This is a genomic window from Planotetraspora thailandica (genome assembly GCF_016863335.1).
In the GTDB taxonomy this organism is placed as follows: Bacteria; Actinomycetota; Actinomycetes; order Streptosporangiales; family Streptosporangiaceae; genus Planotetraspora; species Planotetraspora thailandica.
Genome location: NZ_BOOR01000012.1, coordinates 242,236 through 268,967, shown reverse-complemented (window position 1 = coordinate 268,967; position 26,732 = coordinate 242,236). Strand labels below are relative to the sequence as shown.

Genomic DNA, 26,732 nt, shown 5'->3' with positions numbered 1-26,732 from the left:
GTCAGCCGTCGACCGGGAGATTCATGGCGAGGTTCACGATCTGGCGATCGGTGAGGGTCCCGGCGAAGACGCGCACGTCGTCGATGTCGCCGGCGAAGTAGTCGGAGTAGGAGCCCCGGTATTTGACCCGGCCGATCTGGAGGCCGCCCGAGGCGTGCCAGCCCGTGGACGGCCTGCGGTCGGAGAGCTGGCCGTTGACGTAGAGCCGGATCTCCCTGGCGACCTCGTCGTACACGCCTACCAGGTGGGTCCAGCCGTTGACGGCCGAGCAGTCGATCGGCTCGGCCGACTTGGCCACGGTCATGGACTCGGTGTCGGTGTCGTCGCTGGCGGTGGAGAACCCCCAGCGGGACACCTTCACCCCGTTCTCGGTGTAGATGCGGTAGCTGAGGTAGAAGCCGCTGTTGCGCACGCCGTCCTGGCCGACGGCGGTCATCACCCGGGCGGGGAGGGCGCAGGTGTCGTCTCCGGCAAGGCGCACCCAGGCGGACACCGCGTAGCTGTGGTCGGTCCTGACGGCGGCCGAGGTGGTGGACGCGTATCCCTTCACCCCGTCGAGGCTCAGCACGGCGCCGCCGTCGACGCCGTCGCCGGACCATCCGGCTCCCGTGGCGAGGGTCGCCTTCGCTCCGCCGTCGGATCCGGCCGCCGTGGTGCCCGTGCCCTCGTCGAACGTCCACCGGCCGACGGCCGCGGGAGGCTGCTTGGCCATGGCCGCGATCTCGTTTCCGAGGCCGGGGTCGGTCACCGAGCGGGGGTCGTCGGACAACATCCGGTCCCAGACCGTGACGTCGTCGATGTCGCCGGCGAAGTTCTCGATGAAATGGCTGCGCCATTTCATCCGTCCGACCTGGAGCGGGCCGGTCGCGTCCCAGGGCGTGTACGGGTAGGCGGCCGGGGCGGACTGCAGCGTGCCGTTGACATAGAGGCGGATCTGCTTGGCGGGAGCGTCGTACACGCCGACCAGGTGGGTCCACACGTTGGCCTGCGGCTCTTTGTCGCTCAAAGCCCGGATGGCGATCTCGGTGTCGGTGTCGGCGTCGTACTTGTTGAAGACCCAGCGTTTGTACCCCGACGAGTAGTAGAGCTGGAAGCCGGAGCCGTGCACGCCCGACTGGCTCACGATCGTGGAGTTCTTCGTCGTGTCGGCGAGGCGGACCCACGCCGAGACGCTCAGCCCCCGGTCGGTGTGCACCACGGGCCCGTCCGTGCTGCCGTACCCGGTATCGCCGTCCAGCCGGAGGGCGCCGCCCACGCGGCCGCCCGTCCAGCCGGTTCCCCCGGTCAGGGTCAGGGGGTGCGGCGTCGCCGAGGAGTCGGCCGCCAGGGCGCCGGACGTCTCATCCATGCGCCACTGCCCGGCCGGGTCGGCGCCGGCCTTGACGTAGAAGCTGTAGACAGCGGGAGTCTTGCCCACGTTGCCCGCCCGGTCCACCGGGAAGACGTACAGGGTGTTCAGCCAGTCGTGGCGGGGCGCGACCGACACGGTGACGGAGGTCTGCCCCGCCGGGATCGTGACCTGGGTCGCGGGGGTGGCCAGCGCCGGGTCGTCGAGGGCGAACCGGAAGGCCGACAGGTCGGTCTCGCCGCCTCCGGGGGCGAAGGTGAACGCACCCGCCGAGCCGACGCCGCCCCGCCAGTCGTCCGGGGTGCCCGCAGGGTAGTCGGCCGAGCTCACCTCGGGCAGCGTGGCGGGGTCGACGGTGTCCACCGTGAACTCGCACCAGGCGCTCCACGCGCTGGAGTCGGTGCCGTCGTACGCCTTGACCTTGTAGGAGTAGGTCTCGCCGTCGGCGAGGGAGGTCAGCGTGATCGAGTGGTCGGTCGCCGCGGTGGTGTACTTGTAAGCCGTCTTGCCGCCGCCCGGCAGCGTCGAGGTGATCTCCTCCCAGGTGCCGGTGGCCGTGTTGAAGTGGTTCATGACGAACTCGGCGCGGACCCCGTCGTTCGCCTTGTCCGGGTCGTAGATCTTCGCCTTGAGCTGGAGGGGGCTCTGGGCGTCGCCGGCGTTGACGTACGGCCGGCCGGCCCCGGTGACGCACGGGGTGCCGGGGTAGGTGCCGACGCCCGACGGCGCGGCCGGCGGGGTGTTGTAGTCGACGACGAGCTTGGGCGCGTTGCTGAACCCCTTCCAGCCCCAGGTGCTGCTGCCGGTGTCGTCGTAGTCGCGCAGCCCGAAGGTCGTGTTCGGCCAGCCGCCCTTGGCGGCCTTGACGATCGTGCCGGTGACGTCGAACTCGATGCCCTTGGCGGGACACGAGGAGCTGTAGCCGGCGTCGGAGGAGACGCTGTCCAGCATGTCCATCCAGGACGGCTGGTGGCTCCAGTTGGTCGACTTGGTGATGCCGCCGGTCAGCCACAGCTGCACGGCCTGCGGGCTGTCGGTGCAGCCCCACGACTTGTTCTGCGTGATGCGGAAGGTCGCCTTGAGGATGTGCTTGCCGTTCACGTTGTCGGAGTCCATGCGGAAGAACGACCGCTTGAGCCCGCTGCCGTAGTTGCCCGCCTCCGGCGTGTGAGTGGAGTTCCAGTACTCCTGGTCGGGGTAGGCGCGGTCCACGTACGTCCACGCCTGCTTGGACCCCGACCACTGCGGGTCGATATACACCGGGTAGACGGTGCTGGGTCCGTTGAGCAGCCCGGCGTCGGGGGCCAGCACGACCGCGTCCTTCGTCGCCTCCACGCCCATCACCGCCTGCCGGCCGTACGGCACGGCCTCTGGGGCGGATCCCGGGGCGGATGGCGGGGCGGGCCGCAAAGCGGACGCCGAGCCGGACGAGTCCCACATGCGGGGAGCCGGCGCGTGGAACACGGCGCTGCCGTCGGGGGCCTCAGCGCTCAGGCCGCCGTCGTCGGTCTCACGTACGGCGACGCCGGTGCCGCGTGTGCCGAACCTCAGTTTGGCCAGCGCGGGGTTGACCGCGGCCTCGTGGCTCTTGACCACCAGGACTTCGGAGTAGCCGAGCACCGAGGCGGTGACCTGCAGGTCGACCCCGGGCAGCACCGAGGGGTAGGTGGCGGTGTCGCCGTCGAGCACGGGCCTCGGCAGCGTGCCCGGCCAGGTCGTGGCGACCGAGCGCCCGCCGTCGGCGATGGTGGCCAGCGGTTCCGTGCCGCCGCCGGAGAACGTCATGCTCAGGGGCGTGGCGGCCGGCCGCACCGTGCCGTCGGGGGCGAACCGCAACGTGGTGTCGACGTCGGCCCAGCCCGCCCCCTGGCGCACCCGCTCGGGCAGGGCCGCCGTCTCGGAGGTGAAGCTGCCGTCGGCGTTGGCGAACACCTGGCGGTTCTCGGTGCGCAGCGGCAGCACCTCGACCCGGTGCCCGGAGGTGCGGGCCAGCGCGACGGCCTGCTCTTCGCTCGATCCCGGCTCCGCGGGCGGTTCGGCACGCGCGGTCGCGGCCCACGCGGGGCTCGCACCGGGCCCAATGGAGACCGCGCCGGTGACGCCGGCCATGACGACGGCCATCAGCAGGGCGGTGCCACGCGGGCGAGGGAGCATCATTGATCTCCATGGCGGAACGTTCGTACGGATGTGACGCCGCCAGTCGACCAGGCTCCGGTTCACCGCCGGTCCACCGAAAATGAACCGCCTTAACCGGATTCAAAATGCATATCTCGTTATTTCAGGACTCACGCCATGATGGGGGCGGCCGACCGGGGACACGGGACCACGGTCGTCCGTTGATGACCGCGCGAGATCGTCTCGCGCAGCGAGGAGGTGCTGATGTTCGCGGCCCTGACCGGCCTCGGCCTTTCGACCGCGGCGGGGCTCAACGCGTACATCCCGCTGATGGTCGTCGGCCTGCTCGCCGACTTCACCGACGCCGTACGGCTGCCGCAGGGTTATGAGTGGCTGTCCAACGGATGGGTGCTGACGGTCATCGGGGTGTTGCTGGTCGCCGAGTTCGTGCTCGACAAGGTGCCCGTGGTCGACCACGTGAACGACATCATCCAGACGGCCGTACGGCCCGCCTCCGGCGGCGTGGTCTTCAGCGCCACCGCCGCGGCGGCCAAGCTCGACAACTCGGCCTGGATGGCCGAGCATCCGGCGGTCGGCTGGGTCCTGGGCATCGTGGTCGCCCTGGTGGTCCACCTCGTCAAGGCGAGCACCCGGCCCGTCGTCAACGCGAGCACTGCCGGTTTCGGCGCGCCGATCGTCAGCACGGTGGAGGACGTGAGCTCGCTGGGCATGAGCCTCATCGCGATCTTCCTGCCGGTGCTGGTCATCGTGGGCGTGGTGGTGATGGCGCTCGTCGCCTGGGTCCTCGTCCGCCGCGTGCGGCGGTTCCGGGAATCCCGGCGCGCCCGCGCGGCCGCCCCACCGGAAACGCCATAGGCGGCGGCCTGCAGGCATGCGCCGCGTGTCCGGCGGACCGCCCGGATGGCACGGGTCAGCGGCTCCCGTGGCCGTCCGCACCGGTCTCACCGGACGCCGCGTCCATCAGGGCCGCGAGATCCCGCTCGGTCGCGCCGCGCTTGGCCAGTGCCGCCATCCGCTGCGCCTGCCGCGTCGTCGGCAGGGCGCCGGCGAGCAGGAACGGCAGGAACATGCGGCGGCCGAGCAGTTCGGGAGCCGAGATGCCGTACGGCCGGCGCACCACCGAGACGTTGACCCGGATCGCGTGCTCGTTGCCCGGCGGGACGCCCGGACGGTCGGTCTCGATCGCCGCGTAGCGGAAGCCGTGCGCGAGGTCGCACGGCGCGCATCCCACCGGCCCCCTCCCCAGCCGGGATCCGCAGTCGTCGCAGGTCAGCCTGTCGAGAGCGGCGTCGACCACCCGCCAGTCGTACCGGTCGGGCTCCTGCGCGACCATCTCGGCGATGATCCGCTCGTCCTCGTGGGCCGGTGTGCCGAACTCCCCGGCGAGGAATTCGCGCCACGCCTCTTCCACGATGTCGTCGACGAGCGCGGCGCAGCGCGGGCACCCGGGCGCTCCGCCGTACTCCCAGGAGTCGCAGGCCGTGCAGCGCCGGACAGGCGCACCCACCGCCGGTCGCATCAGCACCTCCGAGACACGGTCAGGTTTGGTCGAGCGCGGGAACGGGGGCGGCGGGATCGGCGGCCGGGGCGAGCACGGCGTCCAGCAGGCCGGGAAAACGTTCGTCCAGATCCTCGCGACGCAGGCTGACGTACCGCTGCCGGCCGCGCGGGACGTTGCGGATCACCCCTGCCTCCCGCAGCGTCTTCAGGTGGTGGGAGAGCGTCGACTTCGGAATCTCCCCAGCCACGGGCTGGCAGGCCGCCACCTCGATCGGCCCGTCGGCCACGCTCCGCACGATCGCCAGCCGGGACGGGTCGCTCAACGCGAACAGCACATCGGTCAGGACCAGGTCCTCCGCGCCGGGATGGGTCAGCTCCCGTGACGTTCCACTCATGGTTCGAGAATAGTTGAACCATCGCCCGGCATGACGTAGCCTCCAACAGTTCGAAATTTTTGGAACTAAGGAGCATGTTCATGTCTGGCGTTCCCCCGTCAACCGGCCGGGCCGGGCGGCGCATTCCCCGCGCGGCCGGTTTCTGGCTGCTCGGTGTGACCCTCCTGGTCTTCATGGCCGCCTCGAGCACGCCTTCCCCGCTCTACGTCGTCTACCAGCAACGATGGGGCTTCTCCTCCGCCACGCTGACCGCCGTGTTCGCCGTCTACGTCGTGGCCCTGCTGGTCGCGCTGCTGACCGTCGGAGGGCTTTCCGACCACCTCGGCCGCCGCCCCGTCCTGGCCGCCGCCCTGCTGGTGGAGGCGGTCGCCATGGGTGTGTTCATGTCCGCCCACGGAGTCGGGGTGCTGCTGCTCGCCCGTGTCGTGCAGGGCCTGGCGACGGGCGCCGCCGCCGGAGCGATCAGCGCCGCCGTGGTGGACTTCCAGCCGAGCCCATGGCTGGGCGCCTTGATGAACAGCGTGGCCCCCGCCCTGGGCCTGGCCGTGGGAGCGCTGGGCGCGGGACTGCTCGTGCAGTACGCCCCCGCGCCGACCATTCTTCCCTTCGCGGTGCTCGCGGCCGTCTTCGTGCTGCTCATCGTGTCCGTGGCGTTCCTGCCGGAACCGGTCGCGCGACGGCACGGGGCGTTCGCGTCGTTACGTCCCCGGGCGTCGGTCCCGCCCCGGGCCCGGCGTGCGTTCCTCGCGGCCGTGCCCTGCCTCGTGGCGACATGGGCGCTGGGCGGCCTCTACCTGTCGCTGGGCGGCTCGATCACCGCGAGCGTGCTGCACGTGAGCAACCACCTGGTGGGCGGGCTGGTGGTGACCACCCTCACCGGCGCGGCCGCCGTGTCCTCGATCGTGGTGCGCGACATGGCGCCGCGGCGCGTCATGGCCGGAGGGTCGGCGATGCTGGCCGTCGGGACCGGTCTGACGCTGGCCGCGGTCGCCGCGTCGTCGGTGCCGCTGTTCTTCGTCGGCACGGCCGTCGCGGGCTGCGGGTTCGGGGCCGCGTTCCTCGGCGCGTTCCGTTCCCTGGCGCAACTCGCCGAGCCGTCGGAGCGGGCGGAGTTGTTCGCCTCCGTCTACGTGGTCAGCTACCTCGGCTTCAGCGTTCCCGCGGTCGTGGCGGGCCTGGCCGTACCGCATGCCGGGCTGCGCAGCGTGGCGACGGCTTACGGGGCCCTGGTCATCGCGCTGGCGCTGGTCGCCGTCGTCACGGGAGTCGCGAGGAGGCGGCCCGGCTCCGAGCCGCTCGCCGCCGGCTCTGGCAAGCGTGTCCCCGCCGGCAGGACCGCCGCGTGACGGGGGCCTGCAGTGGCCCCACGGTGGCACTGCGCCGGCCGGGCGTCGGCCGGCGCGGCCCCGTCGATGGGCGGACCGAGCCCTCACCGGTAGCGGCGGTCACTATCCGCTGCTGCGGGCCTACTTCACGCCGGCTTCCCGCATGTCGCGGACCTCGCGCTTCAGCTCCTTGATCTCATCGCGGAGCCGGGCCGCCACCTCGAACTGGAGGTCGGCTGCGGCCGCGTGCATCTGCTCGGTGAGCGACTCGACCAGCGACTCCAGCTGCGCCCGGGGCATCTCGCCCGCGATGGCCTTCGCGTGCTGGCCCGCCGCGCGGGAGGCGACACCGGGGACCGGCGCCTTGCCGCGCGACTGCTGGCGTCCGCCGCCGCCGAGGAGCTGGGCCGTGTCGGCGTCCTCCCTGGCGAGGCTGTCGAGGATGTCGGCGATCTTCTTGCGGAGCGGCTGCGGGTCGATGCCGTTGGCCTCGTTGTAGGCCATCTGCTTGGCCCTGCGCCGGTTGGTCTCGTCGATCGCCCGTTCCATGCTGGGCGTGATCTTGTCGGCGTACATGTGGACCTGGCCGGAGACGTTTCGCGCGGCGCGGCCGATGGTCTGGATGAGCGAGGTCTCCGACCGGAGGAACCCCTCCTTGTCGGCGTCGAGGATGGCCACCAGCGACACCTCGGGCAGGTCGAGGCCCTCACGCAGCAGGTTGATGCCGACCAGCACGTCGAACTCGCCCATCCGCAGCTCGCGCAGCAGCTCGATCCGGCGCAGGGTGTCGACCTCGCTGTGCAGGTAGCGGACACGGATGCCGTTCTCGAGCAGGTAGTCGGTGAGGTCTTCTGCCATCTTCTTGGTCAGCGTGGTGACCAGGACCCGCTCGTCACGCTCGGCCCGCGCCCTGATCTCCTCCATGAGGTCGTCGATCTGGCCCTTGGTGGGCTTCACCACGACCTCGGGGTCGACCAGGCCGGTCGGGCGGATGACCTGCTCGACGACGTCGCCCTTGCTCCGCCCCAGCTCGTACGGCCCGGGGGTGGCCGACAGGTAAACGGTCTGGCCGATGCGCTGGAGGAACTCCTCCCACTTCAGCGGGCGGTTGTCCATGGCGGAAGGCAGGCGGAACCCGTGGTCGACGAGCGTGCGCTTGCGCGAGGCGTCGCCCTCGTACATCGCGCCGATCTGCGGCACGGTCTGGTGCGACTCGTCGAGGACGAGCAGGAAGTCGTCGGGGAAGAAGTCGAGCAGCGTGTGCGGCGCGGTGCCCGCCTCACGCCCGTCGATGTGCCGCGAGTAGTTCTCGATGCCGGCGCACGTGCCGATCTGGCGCATCATCTCGATGTCGTAGGTGGTGCGCATGCGCAGCCGCTGCGCCTCCAGCAGCTTGCCCTGCCGCTCCAGGTCGGCGAGCCGCTCGACCAGCTCGGCCTCGATGCCGGCGATCGCCCGCTCCATGCGCTCCGGGCCGGCGACGTAGTGGGTGGCGGGGAAGATGTGCAGCTCGGTGTCCTCGCTGACGATCTCCCCGGTCAGGGGATGGAGGGTGGACAGCTTCTCGATCTCGTCGCCGAACATCTCGATCCGCACGGCGAGCTCCTGGTAGACCGGGATGACCTCGATCGTGTCGCCCCGCACGCGGAAGGTGCCGCGGGTGAAGGCGACGTCGTTGCGCGCGTACTGCATGTCGACGAGCTTGCGCAGCAGGCGGTCGCGCTCGATCTCCTGGCCGACCTTGAGGCCGACCATGCGGTCGACGTACTCCTGAGGAGTGCCCAGGCCGTAGATGCACGAGACGGAGGCGACCACGACGACGTCGCGCCGGGACACCAGCGACCACGTGGCCGAGTGGCGCAGCCGCTCGACCTCCTCGTTGATCGAGGAGTCCTTCTCGATGTAGGTGTCGCTCTGCGGGACGTACGCCTCAGGCTGGTAGTAGTCGTAATACGACACGAAATACTCGACCGCGTTGTTGGGGAGCATCTCGCGCAGCTCGTTGGCGAACTGGGCGGCGAGCGTCTTGTTGGGCTGCATGACCAGCGTGGGCCGCTGGACACGCTCGATCAGCCAGGCCACGGAGGCCGTCTTGCCGGTGCCGGTGGCGCCCAGCAGGACGTTGTCCTTGTCTCCCGCCTTGACCCGGCGCTCCAGCTCGGCGATCGCCGCGGGCTGGTCCCCCGACGGGGTCATCGCGGTCACGACCTCGAAGGGCGCCGCGCTGCGCTGCAGGTCGGCAACTGGTTTCATCGGCCGCTCACCACTCCTCGATCACAAAGGGATCCGTCATCCGGCGGCCATGCCGCTCGTCGTGCCGGGCCACGGGACCACGACCCCGGACAGCCACTGACCCCGAAACCACTGACGGGCCCCGCCCCACAGTTGCATAACCTACGCGCGGCCACCGACAATTCCGGCGCCGATCCCCGGCCGCCGCCTCCGCCCCCGTACGGCTCCCGCGAACGATCTCGGTTCGTCCCGTTCCTGGCCGTCTCATGACCTTCTCGTTACCATGCGATGGGGGCCACACCGACGGATGCGGGGCTGACCTATGGCGGGGTTCAAGGAGGCCGTTGGCCGTTCCCTGACGTGGGCGGCCAAGAACGTCGACGGCGCGATCGCGCTCGTCCTGGCCGTCGTGGTCGGCGTGCTCGGCGTCCTGCCCGATCCGGTGATCGACGACGACACGAAGAGACAGCTGATCAGCAGCACCACCCTGGTCATCCTCGCGCTCGTGGCGACCGCGCTGCTGCGTGACAGGGTGCGCCAGGAGCCGGTGGAGACCGCGATCAACGCGGCCTCGGGGGTCCTCGCCCAGCTGCCGGAGCGGCTGCGCCGCCTCGACGAGCTGGAGTCCCTGGTGGGCGACACCAAGAGGGCCCTGGAGGACATGTCGGTCGTGCGGATTCTGGGCAGCCAGCAGGAGATCACCCAGGCCCACGCCGACGCGCGCCGCGGCGCCCTGCGGTGGAGCTTCAAGGGCGGCACAGGCACCTACATGCGGGCGGTCACGCTGCCGGAGTGCGTCGCGGCCGCCAGGCGCGAGAAGCGGCACCTGACGATCCGCGTGGAGATCATCGACCCGTCCGACGAGGAGGTCTGCGAGTCCTACGCGCACTACCGCCGCTCACTGTCCGACCGCCCCGACGGCACGGGCGAGCTGTGGACCACCGAACGGGTCAGGAAGGAGTCGTTCGCGACGGTCCTGGCCGCGTTCTGGTACCGCCAGAGGTTCGGGCTGCTCGACATCGGCGTCGGGCTGTCCTCGACGATGACGACGTTCCGGTGGGACCTGTCCAGCCACATGGTCATCATGACGGTGGAGGATCCCAACCGGGCGATGGCCGCCCTGAGCGGCACGTTCTACTACGAGAGCTGCGACACCGAGCTGCGCACCAGCTTCGAGCAGGCGCGCAAGGTCCCGGTCGACCGTTACAAGGCGGTCCCGCTCAGCGAGGAGCCGACCGTGGAGGAGGTCCGCAGGTTCTTCGACCGGATCGACCTCCCCCTGCCGAAGTCCTACACGGATCGCGAGGTCGTCGAGATCACCCGCAAAGCCCTTCGCGCCAAGGACCCGTACGCGTGACGAAATATCATGATCTGCTCTACGAGCTGCGCGAGGGCCGCGGCGTCCGCGGCTGGGCCCTCGGAGTCCTGGGGGAGATCGCGGAAGGCCGCTCCGGCCTCACCGCCGTGCGCCATCCGCTCGGCTTCCTGTGCCTGCCGCTGGAACGCGAAGGCGACTACGGCGTGTGCGTGCACATCTGGTCGGCCACGGTGCGGCATGCCGGCAACACGACCTCCGAGGTCCACTGTCACAGCTGGGACCTGATCAGCCACGTGCTCTACGGGCGGGTGCGCAACGTCCACGCGGTCGTGACCGACGCCGCGCGGGACGCCACCCATCGCGTCTTCGAGGTGACGAGCTCTCCCGAGGGCGACCTCCTGCGGCCGACCGGGCGCACGGTCACGTACGCCACGGGGCGCGTCGAGGAGTTCGGCCCCGGCGACACCTACACGCTCAAGGCGGGCGTGTTCCACAGCAGCGTGATATCCGACGAGGGCGAGGCCGCCACCGTCGCGCTCGGCCGCGGCAGGCCCGGCCTCGCCGACCTGTCGCTCGGCCCGCTCGACATGCCCCTCCACCACGTGGAACGGGAACGTTGTGACGCCGGTGAGACCGTCCAGGCCGCCGTGCTCGCCAGGAGGAGCCTATGGATCTCGAACACGCCCGGCGGCTAGCCGTCGAGGCCGCGAACGACGCCGGGACGATCCTGCGCGAGGGCACCGCGGGCGCCGTCGGGATCCTCCCCAAGGGATCGGGGGGCGACGTCGTCACCGCTCTCGACCTGGCGGCGGAGAAGCTGCTCATCGACCGGATCCAGGCCGAATACCCCGCCCACAAGATCATTGCGGAGGAGTCGGGTGTCCACGGGGCCGGCGACTGGACGTGGCTGATCGACCCTCTCGACGGGACCAACAACGTGGCCATCGGCCTGCCCGCCTACGTCGTGGGCCTGGCGTTGTGCGAAGGCGGCCGTCCGATGCTGGGCGTGGTGCACGACCCGATCCGCCGCCTGACGTGGTCGGCGATCGACGGCCGCGGCGCCCTCGGGCCGGGCGGGCCGATGCCGCTCCCGCCGCCGCGCGACCTCACGAACGGCCCGGTGCTCGCGTGGACCCAGGGCTACGGCGTGGCCCGCGACGACCCGGCTGTACGGTCGATCAAGATGACCATGGATGTGCGGGCGCGGCGGGTGCTTCAACTGTGGGCGCCACTGCTGTCGTGGGCGATGCTCGCCCGCGGCGACATCGACGGGATGGTCGGCTACCATGCCGAGGCCGTCGACCTGCCCGCCGGAGCTCTCATCGCGCGGGAGGCGGGCCTGGAGATCCGCGACCTGGACGGCGGACCGTTCGAGGTGAGCCTGGACTGCCGGCCCGACGGCCGCAGCTTCGTCGCCGGCCGTCCCGAGATGGTGGAGTCGCTGCTCACGCTGATCGGCGATGCGCGCGCGAGCGCCGCCGGTCTCCCCGCCCTCTGACCCCTCAGGGCGCGCCGGGCCTGAGCGCGGCGACGCCGTCCAGCACCCGTTCGAGGCCCTCGGCGAACGCCTCGTCGGGCGAGACCCGCTCGAACTCGGCGAAGATCCGGGCGAGCGCGGGGTAGCGCCCGGTGGCCGCCATGCGGGCCAGGTAGGTGAGCTGCTCCACGCCGGGCTCGGCCTCCGGGCCGGGGAGCAGTTCGAGCTGGAGGAACCCCGCGATGTAGGCGCGGACGGCGTTGACGGCGTGCACGGTCTCGCGCGCCGACAGGCCGAGCGCGGCCACGCTCGCGAACAGCCGCTCCGAATAGGCCAGCCCGTTCGGCCCGTACGGCTGGCGGGTGCCGAGCAGCGTGACGTACCACGGGTGGCGGCGGGCAATGAACTGGGTGCCGTGCGCGATCGCCCGCAGGTCTTCCCGCCAGCCCCCCGATCCAGGCAGCTCAGGCGGGGCGGGCAGCTCGATCTCGCCGCAGACCGCGTCCATCATCAGGTCGAGCAGGTCGTCCTTGGTGTCCAGGTAGCCGTACAGGCGCATCGGCCCGGTGCCGAGGGCCGAGGCGACGCGGCGCAGCGACACCGCCTCGAGCCCTTCCCGGTCGGCGATGGGGACGGCCGCCGCGGTGATGCCCGCGCGGTCCAGCCGGACCACCCGTCGCGGGCCCGGCTCCGGGCGCTCCCAGATGACACTCACTCAATACAGTGTATCGTGTCGATACGGCGTATCGAGAAAGGCAGGCGGATGAGGAAGGCCATCAACTACGACGTGGGCATGCGGGCGACCCCCGACTGGCCGTCCCGGCCGGTCTTCGACCCGGCGGCGGTCCGCGAGGAGATGCGGGTCATCCGGCACGACCTCGGTTGCACGGCCGTACGGATCTTCGGGGAGGACCTCGGTCGCCTGACCACGGCCGCCGAGTCCGCCCTCGACGAGGGCCTTGAGGTCTGGTTCTCCCCCGACCTCCACAACTCCCGTCCCCGTGCCTGGCTTGCCGCGCTCGCCGACGCAGCCGACGCCGCGGAACGGCTGCGCTCGCGCGGCCCGGTCGTGTTCGTCGTGGGCCGGGAGCTGACGTTCTTCATGCGGGGCCTGGTGCTGGGCCGCGACGCCCCGGCCCGCATGAGGACCTTCACGTCCGTGCCAAGGCTGCTGGCGAACCTGCTGGTGCGGGGCTCGTTCAACCGAAGGCTCGGCGCGTTCCTGTCCCGCGCGGTGCCCGTCGTGCGGACCCGTTTCCGCGGCCCGGTCACCTACGCCGCCGGATCGTGGGAGCAGGTCGACTGGGCGCCCTTCGACATCGTGAGCGCCGACCTGTACAGGGACGCCGCCGCGGCGGCCGGGTTCCGCGACACGATCCGGGCCTGCTTCTCGCCGGGCAAGCCCGTCGCGATCACCGAGTTCGGCTGCTGCACCTACCGGGGCGCCGCAGCCAGGGGCGGCATGGGGTGGGCCGTCGTCGACCGTACGGCCACGCCGCCCCGCCTGAAAGAGCGGCTGGTCCGCGACGAGGAGGGTCAGGCGGCGGAGGTGACCGGGCTCATGGACGTCTTCGCGGCGGAGGGAGCCGACGTGGCGTTCCTGTTCACCTTCGCCAGCTACAGCTACCCGCACTCGCCCGACCCGGCGCTCGATCTCGACCTGGCCGCCTACGGCATCGTGTCGTGCCTGCCGGACGGCTCCTGGCGGCCGAAGAAGGCGTTCCACGCGTTCGCCGCCTGGCCCGCCGGAAACCTGAGCCAGGTCGCGGACGCCTCGGAACGTGCGACGGGGACAGGCGCACCCGGGCCGCCGGTCACGACGTGAGCAGCAGCGCGCCCACCGTCACGGCCAGCCCCACGACCGCGAGGCCTGCCCCGAACTCCAGGCTCGCCCGGCGACCCCACGCCATCTGGACGGGACAGAGCCCGGGGAGATCCCACAAGATCTGGGTGCCCCACGCCGAACGCATTACCATTCGATGGGGGAAATGCGCCGGAAGCCATTGAGGGGCCTTTATGCGGAATCTCCTGGCACGACTGCGGGGGCTGGTCGAGAACGCGGACATCATCCTGGTGTTCCTGACCGCTCTGGTCTTGGGCGTGCTCGACCTGATGAATCTCGTGCCCGACGACAAGGCGAGCGGCGCGATTCTCCCGGTTCTCGCGGCACTCGCCTTCGTCTGGATCATGGACCGCTCGCGCCAGGGGCGGGTAGCCAAGCAGGTGTCCTCCGTGGCCGACGACACGCAGGATCTCAAAACCCTGCTGACCAACGCGAGCTCCGTACGCGTGCTGTCCGGCCCAATGATCTCCCGTGAACTGCGCGAGGCGCGGCTGGACACCGACCGGTGGCTGTTCAAGGGCGGAACGGGGACGTTCACACGCGCGGTGACGCTGCCGGAGTGTTTCGCGCACGCCGAACGTAACCGTCGCTCGATCGAGTTCCGGCTCGAGATCCTCGATCCCATGGACGCGGCCCTGTGCGCGAACTACACCAAACTTCACCAGGATCTGGCGCCGGCGAAATCAGAGGAAAGGGACGTCTGGACGCCGAAGGGCACCCGCATGGACGCCTACTCGACGATCCTGGCCTGCTGCTGGTATCGGCAGCTCAACGAGCAGCTCCTGGACATCGACGTGCGGCTCTCCTCGGTCATCACGCTCTTCCGGTGGGACCTGTCGTCCAGCCGCCTGATCATCACACAGCGTGGCCCGCGCTTTCCCGCCATCTCCTTCCCCCGGCACAGCCCCCACTACAACCTGTGGTCCACCGAGCTGAGGAACAGCCTTCGCCAGGCGCGGCGCGTCCCGCTGGAGCTTGCTCCGCGGCTCAGCGACTCGCCGACGCCGGCGGAGACGTTCGCTCTGTTCGCGGCCCTCAGGATTCCGCTGCCTGACGACTTCGGCGAGGTCGACGCCGAGGAGATCGCCCGGAACGCGCTGAACCATCAGGACCCCTACAGAGGACACATCCCGCCCGAGGCCGCCTGGGCTCCTGCCGTGCCCGGTCTGGCCTGAGCGGTTCCCCGCCCGGGCGTCAGGCGGCTCCAGCCGCCCCCGTCCGGATCATGCTGCCGCGGTCACGATGTGAGCAGCAGCGCGCCCACCGTCACGGCCAGTCCCACGACCGCGAGGCCGGCCCCGGTGAGCATGAACTTCACGAGGGGCACGCGCACCTCGCGCCTGCGGCACCACTCGAACCAGAGCAGGGTGGCGAGCGACCCCCATGGGGTGATGATCGGCCCCAGGTTGGTCCCGATGAGCAGCGACAGCAGCTGGGTGTGGTTGGAGGGCGGGATGACCTGCTCTCCCGCGACGTAGGCGGGCAGGTTGTTCACCACGTTGGACAGGCCGGCGCCGGCGGCGGCCGCCCGATAGGCGCCGCCGACGTGGCCGTCCGTGCCGATGATGGCGCCCATCACCGTGTCGAGGCCGATCCTGCTCAGCGTCGGCACCACGAGGAACAACCCGGTGACGAACACGAGGAGCTGCCACGGGACGAGGCTCCAGGTGAGCTTCTTCCGGTCCCGGAAGACGAACGCCACGACGACCGCTACCGCGGCGGCCAGCGCGGCCACCTCGATCGCGACCCCGGCGAGGATCGCGGCGACGAACAGCAGGCACGCGGTGGCGGCGATCGCGAACAACGGCCGGTCGGCCACCGGAGGCGGTGGCGGCGGGACGTATCGATCCTCCCCGCGCTCGCCGCGCCGCCAGTAGAAGGCCCACAGGAACGCCATGGTCGCCGCGACGCCGGCCAGGGCCGGCAGCCACATGCGGGCGGCGAACTCCTGCGTGCCGAGCGCGACCCGGTTCATCGCCAGCAGGTTGGTGAGGTTGGAAACCGGCAGGAGCAGGCTGGCGGTGTTGGCCAGCCACACCGTCGTCATCGCGAGCGGTAAGGGCGCGATCTTCGCCCGCGGCGCCAGAGCCAGCATGACGGGGGTCAGCAACACGGCAGTCGTATCGAGATTGAGAAATATCGTCACAAGCGACGCGAAAGCCGTACAAAGCAGGAAAAGGGCGGCGTAGCTGCCGCGGCCGACGATCGCCAGCCGCGTGGCGATGACATCGAAAACCTGGGCTTCCTTGGTCAGCTCGGCCAGCACGATCACCGCGCAGAGGAAGAGCAGCAGCGGCGCGATGCGCTCGACGCTGTCGCGCGCCGTCTCGGTGGGGAGCAGACCGGTCGCCACGAACAGCAGGCCCACCGCCAGCAAGGCCAGCCTGATCCAGTCCAGGACGCTCAGCCGCCGCAGCACACCCGACACGCGCACACCCTATAACGCGATCATCCCTCGCCTTATGGCCCCCAAAGCGATCGAAGGCCTCGAAACCCCCGGCGGCAGCGGTAATACTGGGCCCCATGACGGACAGCGATCTCAGACCCGGGCACGAGATTGCGGCGACACGGTCGGGCGCATGAACCGGCGCGAGGACGAGCGCACCGAGATCTTCGTCAGCTACTCCCCCGCTGACGAGCGCTGGGCCGCCTGGATCGCGTGGCAGCTTGAGACCGCCGGCTACCGCACGATGCTCCAGGCGTGGGACTTCGTGCCCGGCACCAACTTCATCGACTTCATGGACCGCGGCGTCAGCGAGGCCGACCTCGTCGTCGCCGTCCTCAGCCGCAACTACCTCCAGTCGCGGTACGGCAGGCTCGAATGGCAGGCGGCGCTGCGCGCCGACCCCGACAACCCGTCGAACAAGCTCGTGACGGTCCGCGTGGAGGACTGCCCGCTCGAAGGACTGCTGTCCACGATCACCTGGGTCGACCTCGTCGGCGTGACCGACCAGGACGAGGCGAGGCGGCTGCTGCTGACCCGCATCAGGCAGTCGCTCGCCGGGCGGGCCAAACCCGCCGAACAGCCGCGCTTCCCCACTGGCCCCGCCGCAGCGGTGACTCCGCGGGCCGACCGGACGGAACAGATCGAGGCCGTCAGGACGCCGCGGGCCCGGCGCACGCCCGTCTCCGCGCCCGCGTTCCCAACAGACGCGCGGCAGAGCGGGGCGGCGTCGGTCACGCTGCTCCACATCGCCGGGCCACGCTTCGGGCGCGGCCTCGCCGAGGCCGACGATCCGCTCGACGCCGGTGAGCTGCAGGCCGCCATCTGGGCCGACCTGACCCGCCTGGCCGACGCGGGAGCGCCCAGGCCCGATCTGCTGGTGGTGACAGGCGACCTGACCGAGTCGGGCAGCATCCGCGAATGCGAGCAGGCGCTGACGTTCCTGACGGGTCTGCGGGTGCTGCTGGGCCTGGAGCCCGGACGACTGATGATCGTCCCAGGGCCTCGGGACGTCACCAAAGCCGCCTGCCGGGCCTATTTCGCCACGTGCGAGGCCGACGACGTGCACCCGCGCCCGCCGTACTGGCCGAAGTGGCGGCATTTCTCCAACCTCTTCAAGGAGATCTACCAGGGCCTGGACGGCCCGTCCTTCGACAGCGCCCAGCCGTGGACGGTGTTCGACGTGCCCGAGCTGCGGGTCGCCGTCGCCGGGCTGAACTCGACGATCGCGATGAGCCACCGCGAGGAGGACGATCACGGGTTCATCGGGGAGGCGCAGGCCGCGTGGTTCGCCGAGCGGATGCGCGCCTTCGACGGGTGGCTGCGGATCGGCCTGGTCGCCCACCCGCCGAGGGGCGGCATGCGGGACGCGGCGACGCTGGAGCGCCTCCTCGGCTCGCGTCTCGACCTGCTCCTCCACGGCCACGAGCCCCGGCGCGGCGATCCTGACGTCTGGGAGATGGAGGGTCTGCCGTGCGTGCCCGCGCCGGCGCCCGGCCGCCACCAGCTCATCGAGATCACGCCCGAGGGCATGCGGCGGTGGGTCCGCGACCGCCGCGACGTGCGCGACCCGGAGGTCCTGCCGTACGCCTGGCGGGTGTGGCGGCCGCAGGGTCACGCGCCCGAACCCGAGCCGGAGGCCGACGTCCCCGGCCCGGTGATGGACGGCCCGGCCGACCTGCTGCTGGACCGGATCACCGAGGTGTGCGAGACCCGTTTCGAGCGGTCGAAGATCCGCAGGGTGGCCGGCGAGCCTCCGTACCTGCTGGTGACCCACCCCGAAGACGGCTTCGTGCGGCAGTTCCTGATCGGCGCACACGTGGGACCGGTGAGCGCGGACCACGTCGAGGCCTTCCTCGGCCGCGTCCATGCGGCGGGGCTGGAGCCGGGGTCCGAGCTCGTCTACCAGGGCCCGACCCCGCCGCAGGCCCTGCGTGACGACGCGCTCAGGCGCGGGCTGCGCCTGCGCAGTTTCATCGAGTTCCAGGGCCTGCTCGACCTGTCCGACTACGTCGCCGCGCAGACGGCCCGGCTGCGGGGCGACCGGCGCTACCCGCCCGAGCTCTACGTGCCGCAGAGGTTCCGCGAGCTCGACCGGGCGTCCGGCGCTGTGCGCGACGACCTCACCGGCGAGCTGATGCGCCTGCTGGCCGCCGACCACGGCAGGTTCATGCTCGTGCTGGGCGACTTCGGCCGGGGCAAGACGTTCTCGCTGCACGAGGTGGCCCGCCGGATCCCCGCCGAGCTGCCCCATCTGACGCCGATCCTCATCGAACTGCGCGCCCTCGACAAGGCCCACTCGGTCGCCGGGCTGGTCGCCGCCCACCTCGCCAACCACGGGGAGGAGCTGATCGACCTCAAGGCGTTCCACTACATGCTGCGCCAGGGCCGGATCGTGCTGCTCTTCGACGGCTTCGACGAGCTCGTCACCCGGCTCACCTACGAACGGGCGACCGACCACCTCGACACGCTGCTCCAGGCGGCCGAGGACAAGGCCAAGATCGTGGTGGCCGGCCGTACACAGCATTTCAAGTCGCAGAGCCAGGTGATGACCGCGCTCGGCGAGAAGGTGGGCCTGCTGCCCAACCGGCGGGTGCTGAGCATCGAGGAGTTCTCCACGGACCAGATCCACGCCTACCTGGTCAACAGGTACGGCGGGGAGCGCGCGGCAGACGAGCGGATGGAACTGCTGCAGGGCATCGGCGACCTGCTGGGCCTGGCCCACAACCCCCGGATGCTCGGCTTCATCGCCGACCTGCCGGAGGAACGGCTGCGGGCCGTCGCGCAGGCCGGGGAGACCATCAGCGCGGCCGGGCTGTACCACGAGATCCTCGACACCTGGCTGGCGTTCGAGGAGAACCGCACCCGTGGCGTGGCCGGGGCGCCCGGCGGCCTCACCAGGGACGCCCTGTGGCAGGCGACCACCACGCTCGCCCTCCGGTTGTGGGAGACCGGGGAGACCTACCTGCAGCCGGCGGAGCTGTCGGATGTGGCCGCCACGCTGACCGACCTCACGGGCAGCCCGGACGGGACGGGCGGACGCCTGTCGGCCGGGCAGGCCGTGCACGCGGTCGGCGCTGGCAGCCTCCTGGTGCGCACCGACGAGGGGCTCTTCGGTTTCATCCACGCCTCGGTCGTGGAGTGGCTGGTCGCGCGGCACCTCGCCGTGTCACTCGACGGGCTCGCACTGCGTCCGCTGTCGGCCCTGGCCGTCGATTTCCTCTGCGACCTGGCGGACGCGGGGGCACTCCAGACCTGGGCCGCCAGGACCCTGGCCTCGGCCGACGCCGACGACGTCTCGAGGGCCAACGCGATCAAGGTGACGACGCGGCTGCGCACCTCGGCCCGGACCGATCTGCGGGGAGCCCGGCTGAGCGGCGAGGACCTGTCCTACCGGGAGCTCACCGGAGTCGACCTCACCGGAGCCGACCTCACCGACGCCCGCCTCGTCGGGGCCAACCTCTCCCACGCGGTCCTGAGGGACGCCCGGCTCGCCGGTGCGCGCCTGGACGAGGCCACACTGGCCGGGGCCGACCTGCGCGGCGCCGACCTCACCCGGGCCAGGCTCGCCCGGGCCGATCTACGCGACATCGCGATCGAGCGCAGCCGCTGGGACAGGGCGGCCTTGCTCCACGCGACCGGGGTCCCCCACGACGCCCCCGAACTGCGGGGCGCCGCGATCGCCCCCGGCCGGCCGGTGACCGCCGAACTCGCCCCCGCCCTCGTCGGCGTGCCGTACGGATATCACTTCCAGAGCAGCAGGCTGCCCGAGCCGGTCGCCTACAGCCGGGACGGCGGCATGGTCGCCGTCGGCAGCGAGGACGGCGGCGTGCTCGTCTGCGACAGCGTCACCGGCTCCCCGCTGCGGACCCTCCAGGGACATCGCGGCCGCGTCTACAAGGTCGTGTACGGCGACGCCGGCCTGATCACCGGAGCCGCCGACGGCACGGTCCGGGTGTGGGACCCGGCCACAGGAGCCCAGCTCCGCGTCCTCCACGGGCATCCCGACGGCGTGTGGCCCGTGGCGTCCTCAGGCGACCTGATCGCGGCGGGCGGAGCCGACGGCGTGATGCGGGTCTGGTCGTCCGGCGAGCACCCGCTGGAGTTGCCCGGCCACACCGCGCCCATCTACAGCGCCGTCTTCCTGCCCGGCCTGTTGATCACCGGCGACGCCTCCGGGACCATCAGGATCTGGGACCTGGCCACCGGCCGAGTCCGCCGGGAGCTGACCGGCCACACGGGCAGCGTCTACCGCCTCGCCCTCAGCCCCGACGGGCGGCTCCTGGCCGCCGGCGACGGCCAGGGTGTGCTGCGCGTGTGGGACCCCAGGACCGGCGACCTCCTGCGCGAGATCACGGGGCATCCCGGGCGGATCTACACCCTCGCGTTCCATCCCGAGGGGCGTCTGCTGGCCTCCGGCGACACCCGTGGTGCCGTACGCCTGTGGGATCCGGCCGGCGGCGACCAGGTGGGGGCGATCCCGAGCCACAGCGGAGCGGTCTACCAGGTCCTGTTCAGCCCGACGGGCGAACTGCTCGCGACCGGCGACAGCGACGGCGTCGTGCGGGTCTGGGACGTGGCGACGGGGCAGCAGCGGGCCGAGCTGACCGGCCACCGCGGATCGGTGTGGCCGTTCGCGTTCCGGCCCGACGGTCAGCAGCTCATCACCAGCAGCAACGACGGGACCACCCGGCTGTGGGACCCCGCGACCGGCCAGTGCCGTCAGACGCTGCGCGGCCATGGCAGGCGGATCACGGCCGTACGGTTCTCCGCCGACGGCAGCACCCTCGCCACCTGCGGAAACGACGGCTATGTGCGCCTGTGGGATCCGCACACCGGGCGCCGCCTCCGGTCGCTCACCGGGACCGCCGACCGGCTCGTCTCGGCCATCTTCAGCCCGGTGGCGCCCGTGCTCGCCACGGCGAGCAACGACGGCGGCGTCTACCTGTGGAACACCGCCGCCGGCACCTACGAGCGTGAGCTCAACGTCGAGACCGACCACGTGTGGGCTGAGGCGTTCAGCCCCGACGGCGAACTGCTCGCCACCGCCAACGACGACGACAGCGTCCGGCTGTGGTACCGCACCACCGGCCGCCAGGTGAGAAACCTGGCCGACCACCGGGGAAGGGTCAGGTCGATCGCCTTCAGCCCCGACGGCCGGCTGGTGGCCACCGGATGCGACGACCGCCTCGTGCGGCTCTGGGACGTCGACGGCGGCGACGGCGTCATGACGCTGAGCGGCCACGGAGAACGGGTCTACTCGGTGGTCTTCCACCCGTCGGGCGGCCTTCTGGCCAGCGCGAGCAACGACGGCACCGCCCGGATCTGGGACACGTCGTCGGGCGAGTGCCGCCACGTGCTCGACGGCGGCACGGGCCGGTTGTGGACGGTCGCCTTCAGCCCCGACGGCCGGCTGGTGGCGACCGGAGGGGACGACCTCACCGTCCGCCTGTGGGACGCCTCCTCGGGCGAGCCCGTACGAGCGCTCACCGGGCACACCCGGCGCATCTGGTCGGTGGCCTTCAGCCCGGCGGGCGACCTTCTGGCCAGCGCGGGCGACGACGGCGTGGTGCTGCTCTGGGACACGGCGTCGTGGACCCAGCGGGCCAGCCTGCTGGGGTTACCGGAGGGATGGGCCGCCTTCTCACCGGACGGCCGCTACAAGCAGGAGGGCGAGGTGGCCGGCCAGTTCTGGTACGTCATCGGGATGTGCCGGTTCGAACCGGACGAAGCCTACCTGCCGGAGGTGCGCAGGCTCGCCCTCGACGAGCCCTTCTGACCCCCTGCCCTGGCCCCGCTGCCCTGGCCCCGCTGCCCTGGCCCCGCTGCCCTGGCCCGCTGCCGACCGGCTCCGCCGCGCCCCCGCCGCCGCGCGCGGGGCATGCGGCGCGGCGGAGCTTGTGGCCGGCGGCCGGAGCGCTAGGAGTTCGCCCGGGCCTGGAGCACGGCCAGCACCTCGGCCACGCGGGCGTCGAGCGCGTCGAGGGAGCCCTCATTGTCGATCACGATGTCCGCGATCTTCAGGCGGTCCGCGCGGGAGGCCTGCGCCTGGATTCGAGCCCGGGCCGCCGCCTCGGGCATATCCCGAAATTTCCGCAAACGCTCTAGGCGGGTCTCGTCGGACGCGTCCACCACGATCACCACGTCGTACAGGGGGGCGAGGTTGTTCTCGGCCAGCAGCGGCACGTCGTAGACCACGATCGCGTCTTGGGGGGCGGCGTCCTGCAGCTCGCCCACGCGGGCGCCGACCTTCGGATGCACGATCCCGTTGAGAACCTTCAGCTTCTCGGGGTCGGCGAAGACGATCGAGCCGAGTTTCTCCCGGTCGAGCGCGCCGTCCGGGAGCAGGATGCCGTCGCCGAACGCCTCGACGATCTCGGCGAGACCGGCCGTTCCCGGCTCCACCACCTCGCGGGCGATCCGGTCGGCGTCGATGACCACCGCCCCGGCCGCCGCGAGCCTCTTGGAGACCTCGCTCTTGCCCGAACCTATGCCGCCTGTCAGGCCAACCTTCAGCACGCCCGAAGCCTACCGAGTGATGTTCAGGCGTCGCGGCGCAGGTGCACGAGTGTCAGGTGGTCCTGCAGGCGTTCCCTGTGGGTCTCGCGGTAGCCGAGGCGGCGATAGAGCCGCAGATTGCCCCCGGACAGGTGCCCGGTGAACAGGTCGAACGCCGTCACGCCGGGAACGGTCTCGTGGATCGCGGTCAGCAGTGCGGTTCCGATGCCCTCGCCCTGGCGGTCGGGGGCGACGACCAGGCGGCCGACCAGGCAGGTCGAACCCGACACCTTGCCCCGGACGGATCCCACGATCCTGGACCCCTCGGTCGCCTTCAGCACGACGCCGGTGGCGATGACCTCGCGCACCTGATCGGCGGACTCGACGAGCGCCCCGATGAACGGATCCCCGTACAGCTGGGCCTCGGTCACGTAGGCCGCCCGCTGGAGGGTGAGGATCTCACCCGCGTCTTCGGGGCGGGCCCGCTCGATGTCCACGTCGATGTCCACGTCGATGTCCGCCACGCGGCCACCTTATCGGCGCGCCGGCGGCCGGCCGCACGGTCCCCGGACATGCGGAAGGCCCCGCCGGAGCGGGGCCTTCCTGAGCCGTGTCCCTGCTGCGGTCAGCTCTGGCCGCCGGCCAGCTTCTCGCGGAGGGCGGCGAGCGCCTCGTCGGAGGCGAGAGCGCCGCCCGACTGAGCCGTGCCCGTGGTCTCGCCGGTGTAGGAGGACGGAGCGGCCTCGCTGGCCTCGGCCTCCTCGGCGCGGGCCTTCTCGACCTGCGTCTTGTGCGCCTCGAAGCGGGCCTGGGCCTCGGCGTACTGCCGCTCCCACTCCTCGCGCTGCTTGTCGAAGCCCTCGAGCCACTCGCCGGTCTCGGCGTCGAAGCCCTCGGGGTAGATGTAGTTGCCCTGGTCGTCGTAGGTCGCCGCCATGCCGTACAGCGTGGGGTCGAACTCGACGTCGGCGCCGATCGCACCCTCGTTCGCCTGCTTCAGCGACAGGGAGATGCGGCGGCGGTCCAGGTCGATGTCGATGATCTTGACGAAGATCTCGTCGCCGACCTGCACGACCTGCTCCGGGATCTCCACGTGGCGCTCGGCCAGCTCGGAGATGTGGACCAGGCCCTCGATGCCCTCCTCGACCCGGACGAACGCACCGAACGGCACCAGCTTGGTGACGCGCCCGGGAACGACCTGGCCGATCTGGTGGGTGCGGGCGAACTGCTGCCAGGGGTCTTCCTGCGTCGCCTTGAGCGACAGCGAGACCCGCTCGCGCTCCATGTCGACGTCGAGGACCTCGACCGTGACCTCCTGGCCGACCTCGACGACCTCGGAGGGGTGGTCGATGTGCTTCCAGGACAGCTCGGAGACGTGGACCAGACCGTCGACGCCGCCGAGGTCCACGAAGGCGCCGAAGTTGACGATCGAGGAGACGACGCCCTTGCGGACCTGACCCTTCTGCAGGGTGTTGAGGAACGTCTGGCGCACCTCGGACTGGGTCTGCTCGAGCCAGGCACGGCGGGACAGGACCACGTTGTTGCGGTTCTTGTCCAGCTCGATGATCTTGGCCTCGAGCTCCCGGCCGACGTACGGCTGCAGGTCGCGGACGCGGCGCATCTCGACCAGGGAGGCCGGCAGGAAGCCGCGGAGGCCGATGTCGAGGATGAGACCACCCTTGACGACCTCGATGACCGTACCGGTGACGATGCCGTCCTCGTCCTTGATCTTCTCGATCGTGCCCCAGGCCCGCTCGTACTGAGCGCGCTTCTTGGACAGGATCAGACGGCCTTCCTTGTCCTCCTTCTGGAGGACCAGGGCCTCGACGTGCTCCCCGACCTCGACGACCTCAGCGGGGTCGACGTCGTGCTTGATGGAGAGCTCGCGAGAGGGGATGACACCCTCGGTCTTGTAGCCGATGTCGAGCAAGACCTCGTCTCGATCGACCTTGACAACGGTGCCTTCAACGATGTCGCCGTCGTTGAAGTACTTGATGGTCTCGTCGATCGCGGCGAGGAAGGCCTCCTCGGAACCGATGTCGTTGACCGCTACCTGCGGGGTGTTCGAGGTGGCCTCAGTGCTGCTCGTCATGTGTGGAGTTGCTCCGAACCGGACAGATGTCGTTGTGGCGGGCGCGTGGCGGGCCGGTTTTCGGTCATCGGAGCCGCTGATCTGACGATCCCCAACATCGAATGATCGAGCGCGAGCCGCTCCGTCCGAGACGCGCGCGAGCCCACAACGCAGCGATCAGCATATGAGACGTGGCGTGCTGGGTCAATCCGATACGGACCCCTACACGCTAATACGCGATGACAGCTTTGGCCCAACTTGTAGCGATTTTACTCTTGAGGTTCCTCGGCACCGCGACGTGGGCCGGGTCCCCGTCCGAGGTGTAGCGCTCACGTGGGTGTTCGTCCAGCCAGTTCAGCCAGTATTCCGTGCAGAACCGGGGACATCCCGTCCTCTTCCCGTTCGATTGCACCCGAGGGATCGCATACCGGGGGAAGGCTTTCGCGTAAGGCGAAACCGAAGGTTTCGCCGATGCCAGAAAAACTCCATCAAAACGATACGAAGTCCCGTCCCATGATCCTTTATGGGCGAGGCCGCTCTTCTTCGGGCTAGAGCCGTACGGCAGAGCGAACGTGGTGGACTCGGGGGCGCCGAGCCGCCCGAGCAGCCGCTTCTCCCTGACGATCTGCTTCTCGACGTCCCTGGGCTTCAGGGTGTGCAGGTCGGGGTGGGAGTAGGTGTGGTTGGCGACTTCGAAGCCATGCCCCACGAGCCATTTCACCGCCTCCTTCTGCTTGGCCGGGTCCCTGATCCCGAAGGGGGTGCCGTTGACCCAGAACGTCGCGACGGGGCGGAATCCGGGGAACCTGGCCGCCGTCTCCTCGATGATCTCGACCGCGGTGTCCTTCTTGGGCCTGCCGTGGGCGTCGAGAGCGAAGTGGCTCGGGTGGCCGTCGTCGAACGTCAGCACGACGGGGTGCGTCCCGGCCGGGACGCTGAACTTCCCCGAGACGAACTCGGCCGCCGTGATGGGCACGTAGTGCTCCCTCGCCAGCCTCGCCAGTTCGGCGCGCAACTGGGCCGGAGTCCTGTCGATCGAGGCGATCCGCCTGCGCAGAAGGCGGTGGTACATGATCACGGGGATCATCCCGGCCTCGTTGGCCTTCACCTTCTTCGCCGCGGCGGCGATGGCGGCGGGGTTGCCGGCGGCGGACGCCTCCGACGGCGTCGGGGACGGCCGCGTGGCTGGAACGACCCTTTGCCTGTCGTTTCCCGCATCCCCCGAGGGCAGCAGGACGACCACGGCCAGGCCGACGAGCACCACGGCCATGTTGGCCAGAACGGTGACTCGGGCAACACTCCGCACAGTTATTTGACCTTAGTGCCGGTCTGTACCCGATTCGTAGTGTGTTGCAATTTTTCTGTGGATTGGAGTCTGCGGGCCTGCGGCAGGAACGGTCACGTCACGTACGCGCCCGATGACCCGGCGCTGCGCGATCGGCTGCGCACCGACACCCCTGTCGGCGAGGCCTGGCGGTGCCTGCGGTGCGGGACCTTCGTCGTCGGCGCCCCGCTCGGCTCCGGTCCGGCGCGGGACGCGCCGATCGTCTTGCGGGGCAGGGCGCTTCGCGACGCGACGATCCTGCGCCTGATCGCCGTGTTCCGGTGGGCCAAGGGCGTGCTCGTCCTGGCCGCCGCCTACGGCGTCTGGCGGTTCAGGGCCCAACACGACGCCGTCAACCGGGCCTTCAACCAGGACCTCCCCCTGCTCCAGCCGCTGGCCGAGAAGCTGGGGTGGAACCTGGACCAGTCCGGCGTGGTCCACACGGTCAGAACCGGCCTGGCGGCGACGACCACGACGCTCGCATGGGTCGGGCTCGCGCTGCTCGTGCTCGGGACGATGTGGATGCTCGAAGGCGTGGGGTTGTGGCTGCTCAAGCGCTGGGGCGAGTACTTCTCCGTGGTGATCACCTCGGCGTTCATCCCGGTGGAGCTATACGAGCTGGCGGAGAGGGTGACCGCCACCCGGATCGTCATCCTGTTGATCAACATCGCCGTGGTGGCCTACATCGCGCTGAGCAAACGGCTGTTCGGCCTTCGCGGCGGCCGCCCCGCCCATGATCGCGAGCTGGACGAGGCGAGCCTCCTCGAAGTGGAGACCGCGGGGATTCAGGCCCGGGGCCGCACCACCCACCGGCCGGGATGA

Annotated in this window: 20 protein-coding genes; 9 read left to right on the top strand and 11 right to left on the bottom strand. The window is 70.7% G+C overall.

Going from position 1 to position 26,732, the window contains the following annotated elements; genetic code table 11:
* Position 1 precedes the first annotated feature (1 nt).
* Positions 2 to 3,505, bottom strand: a complete 3,504-nt coding sequence (locus tag Pth03_RS12115) for a LamG-like jellyroll fold domain-containing protein (RefSeq protein WP_203944269.1) — start codon at positions 3,503 to 3,505, stop codon at positions 2 to 4.
* Positions 3,506 to 3,727: 222 nt separating this feature from the next.
* On the opposite strand from Pth03_RS12115, the gene Pth03_RS12110 reads away from it, so the two are divergent.
* Positions 3,728 to 4,339, top strand: a complete 612-nt coding sequence (locus Pth03_RS12110; RefSeq protein WP_203944268.1) for a DUF4126 domain-containing protein — start codon at positions 3,728 to 3,730, stop codon at positions 4,337 to 4,339.
* Between the two features lie 55 nt (positions 4,340 to 4,394).
* On the opposite strand, the gene Pth03_RS12105 is transcribed toward Pth03_RS12110, so the two are convergent.
* Together Pth03_RS12105 and Pth03_RS12100 are read right to left on the bottom strand one after the other, a co-directional pair.
* Positions 4,395 to 5,003 (bottom strand): hypothetical protein, encoded by a 609-nt coding sequence (locus tag Pth03_RS12105; RefSeq protein ID WP_239118952.1) that lies wholly within the window; start codon positions 5,001 to 5,003, stop codon positions 4,395 to 4,397.
* A gap of 19 nt (positions 5,004 to 5,022) precedes the next feature.
* Positions 5,023 to 5,379 (bottom strand): ArsR/SmtB family transcription factor, encoded by a 357-nt coding sequence (locus Pth03_RS12100; protein ID WP_203944267.1) that lies wholly within the window; start codon positions 5,377 to 5,379, stop codon positions 5,023 to 5,025.
* A gap of 80 nt (positions 5,380 to 5,459) precedes the next feature.
* On the opposite strand from Pth03_RS12100, the gene Pth03_RS12095 reads away from it, so the two are divergent.
* On the top strand, positions 5,460 to 6,725 hold the full coding sequence (locus Pth03_RS12095) for an MFS transporter (protein ID WP_203944266.1): 1,266 nt from the start codon (positions 5,460 to 5,462) through the stop codon (positions 6,723 to 6,725).
* 120 nt (positions 6,726 to 6,845) lie between these two features.
* On the opposite strand, the gene uvrB is transcribed toward Pth03_RS12095, so the two are convergent.
* Positions 6,846 to 8,957 (bottom strand): excinuclease ABC subunit UvrB, encoded by a 2,112-nt coding sequence (gene uvrB / locus Pth03_RS12090; protein WP_203944265.1) that lies wholly within the window; start codon positions 8,955 to 8,957, stop codon positions 6,846 to 6,848.
* A gap of 301 nt (positions 8,958 to 9,258) precedes the next feature.
* On the opposite strand from uvrB, the gene Pth03_RS12085 reads away from it, so the two are divergent.
* The 3 genes from Pth03_RS12085 to Pth03_RS12075 are packed head-to-tail and all read left to right on the top strand — an operon-like array spanning position 9,259 to position 11,752.
* Entirely contained in the window at positions 9,259 to 10,293 is a 1,035-nt protein-coding gene (locus Pth03_RS12085; protein ID WP_203944264.1) for a hypothetical protein, read from the top strand.
* Complete coding sequence (locus Pth03_RS12080) at positions 10,290 to 10,949, top strand: hypothetical protein (RefSeq protein WP_203944263.1); 660 nt, start codon at positions 10,290 to 10,292, stop codon at positions 10,947 to 10,949. Before Pth03_RS12085 ends, Pth03_RS12080 begins: the two co-directional genes overlap by 4 nt.
* Positions 10,922 to 11,752 (top strand): inositol monophosphatase family protein, encoded by an 831-nt coding sequence (locus tag Pth03_RS12075; RefSeq protein ID WP_203944262.1) that lies wholly within the window; start codon positions 10,922 to 10,924, stop codon positions 11,750 to 11,752. Before Pth03_RS12080 ends, Pth03_RS12075 begins: the two co-directional genes overlap by 28 nt.
* Positions 11,753 to 11,756: 4 nt before the next feature.
* Here the strand turns inward: Pth03_RS12075 and Pth03_RS12070 are convergent, their stop codons facing one another.
* The gene (locus tag Pth03_RS12070) at positions 11,757 to 12,446 is read right to left on the bottom strand and encodes a TetR/AcrR family transcriptional regulator C-terminal domain-containing protein (protein WP_239118951.1); all 690 of its coding nucleotides are present in this window, start codon (positions 12,444 to 12,446) and stop codon (positions 11,757 to 11,759) included.
* Positions 12,447 to 12,494: 48 nt separating this feature from the next.
* On the opposite strand from Pth03_RS12070, the gene Pth03_RS12065 reads away from it, so the two are divergent.
* Positions 12,495 to 13,556 carry a glycoside hydrolase family 113 protein gene (locus Pth03_RS12065; protein WP_203944261.1) on the top strand — a complete coding sequence of 354 codons (1,062 nt, stop codon included), beginning with the start codon at positions 12,495 to 12,497 and terminating at the stop codon, positions 13,554 to 13,556.
* Here Pth03_RS12065 and Pth03_RS12060 read toward each other — a convergent pair.
* Positions 13,546 to 13,701 carry a hypothetical protein gene (locus Pth03_RS12060; protein ID WP_203944260.1) on the bottom strand — a complete coding sequence of 52 codons (156 nt, stop codon included), beginning with the start codon at positions 13,699 to 13,701 and terminating at the stop codon, positions 13,546 to 13,548. The genes Pth03_RS12065 and Pth03_RS12060 overlap by 11 nt on opposite strands.
* Positions 13,702 to 13,747: 46 nt before the next feature.
* Between Pth03_RS12060 and Pth03_RS12055 the strand changes: the two genes are divergently transcribed.
* Positions 13,748 to 14,749 (top strand): hypothetical protein, encoded by a 1,002-nt coding sequence (locus Pth03_RS12055; protein WP_203944259.1) that lies wholly within the window; start codon positions 13,748 to 13,750, stop codon positions 14,747 to 14,749.
* A gap of 62 nt (positions 14,750 to 14,811) precedes the next feature.
* Here Pth03_RS12055 and Pth03_RS12050 read toward each other — a convergent pair whose 3' ends face one another.
* Entirely contained in the window at positions 14,812 to 16,002 is a 1,191-nt protein-coding gene (locus Pth03_RS12050; protein WP_203944258.1) for an ArsB/NhaD family transporter, read from the bottom strand.
* 151 nt (positions 16,003 to 16,153) lie between these two features.
* On the opposite strand from Pth03_RS12050, the gene Pth03_RS12045 reads away from it, so the two are divergent.
* Positions 16,154 to 21,796: a WD40 domain-containing protein gene (locus Pth03_RS12045; RefSeq protein ID WP_203944257.1), complete on the top strand. Its 5,643-nt coding sequence runs from the start codon at positions 16,154 to 16,156 to the stop codon at positions 21,794 to 21,796.
* Positions 21,797 to 21,936: 140 nt separating this feature from the next.
* Here the strand turns inward: Pth03_RS12045 and coaE are convergent, their stop codons facing one another.
* The 4 genes from coaE to Pth03_RS12025 all read right to left on the bottom strand — a co-directional run bounded on the left by coaE (position 21,937) and on the right by Pth03_RS12025 (position 25,892).
* Entirely contained in the window at positions 21,937 to 22,536 is a 600-nt protein-coding gene (gene coaE / locus Pth03_RS12040) for a dephospho-CoA kinase (protein ID WP_203944256.1), read from the bottom strand.
* 23 nt (positions 22,537 to 22,559) lie between these two features.
* Positions 22,560 to 23,039, bottom strand: a complete 480-nt coding sequence (locus Pth03_RS12035) for a GNAT family N-acetyltransferase (RefSeq protein WP_239118950.1) — start codon at positions 23,037 to 23,039, stop codon at positions 22,560 to 22,562.
* Between the two features lie 101 nt (positions 23,040 to 23,140).
* Positions 23,141 to 24,607: a 30S ribosomal protein S1 gene (gene rpsA, locus Pth03_RS12030; protein WP_203944255.1), complete on the bottom strand. Its 1,467-nt coding sequence runs from the start codon at positions 24,605 to 24,607 to the stop codon at positions 23,141 to 23,143.
* A gap of 208 nt (positions 24,608 to 24,815) precedes the next feature.
* Positions 24,816 to 25,892, bottom strand: coding sequence for a polysaccharide deacetylase family protein (locus Pth03_RS12025; RefSeq protein ID WP_239118949.1), 1,077 nt, complete (start codon positions 25,890 to 25,892; stop codon positions 24,816 to 24,818).
* Between the two features lie 57 nt (positions 25,893 to 25,949).
* Here Pth03_RS12025 and Pth03_RS12020 point away from each other — a divergent pair, with 57 nt between their 5' ends.
* Complete coding sequence (locus tag Pth03_RS12020; protein ID WP_203944254.1) at positions 25,950 to 26,732, top strand: DUF2127 domain-containing protein; 783 nt, start codon at positions 25,950 to 25,952, stop codon at positions 26,730 to 26,732.

Coding starts and splice junctions, on each gene's coding strand:
- Pth03_RS12115 (WP_203944269.1), bottom strand. CDS start 3,505: ATGATGCTCCCTCGCCCGCGTGGCACCGCCCTGCTGATGGCCGTCGTC.
- Pth03_RS12110 (WP_203944268.1), top strand. CDS start 3,728: ATGTTCGCGGCCCTGACCGGCCTCGGCCTTTCGACCGCGGCGGGGCTC.
- Pth03_RS12105 (WP_239118952.1), bottom strand. CDS start 5,003: ATGCGACCGGCGGTGGGTGCGCCTGTCCGGCGCTGCACGGCCTGCGAC.
- Pth03_RS12100 (WP_203944267.1), bottom strand. CDS start 5,379: ATGAGTGGAACGTCACGGGAGCTGACCCATCCCGGCGCGGAGGACCTG.
- Pth03_RS12095 (WP_203944266.1), top strand. CDS start 5,460: ATGTCTGGCGTTCCCCCGTCAACCGGCCGGGCCGGGCGGCGCATTCCC.
- uvrB (WP_203944265.1), bottom strand. CDS start 8,957: ATGAAACCAGTTGCCGACCTGCAGCGCAGCGCGGCGCCCTTCGAGGTC.
- Pth03_RS12085 (WP_203944264.1), top strand. CDS start 9,259: ATGGCGGGGTTCAAGGAGGCCGTTGGCCGTTCCCTGACGTGGGCGGCC.
- Pth03_RS12075 (WP_203944262.1), top strand. CDS start 10,922: ATGGATCTCGAACACGCCCGGCGGCTAGCCGTCGAGGCCGCGAACGAC.
- Pth03_RS12065 (WP_203944261.1), top strand. CDS start 12,495: ATGAGGAAGGCCATCAACTACGACGTGGGCATGCGGGCGACCCCCGAC.
- Pth03_RS12060 (WP_203944260.1), bottom strand. CDS start 13,701: ATGCGTTCGGCGTGGGGCACCCAGATCTTGTGGGATCTCCCCGGGCTC.
- Pth03_RS12055 (WP_203944259.1), top strand. CDS start 13,748: ATGCGGAATCTCCTGGCACGACTGCGGGGGCTGGTCGAGAACGCGGAC.
- Pth03_RS12045 (WP_203944257.1), top strand. CDS start 16,154: ATGAACCGGCGCGAGGACGAGCGCACCGAGATCTTCGTCAGCTACTCC.
- rpsA (WP_203944255.1), bottom strand. CDS start 24,607: ATGACGAGCAGCACTGAGGCCACCTCGAACACCCCGCAGGTAGCGGTC.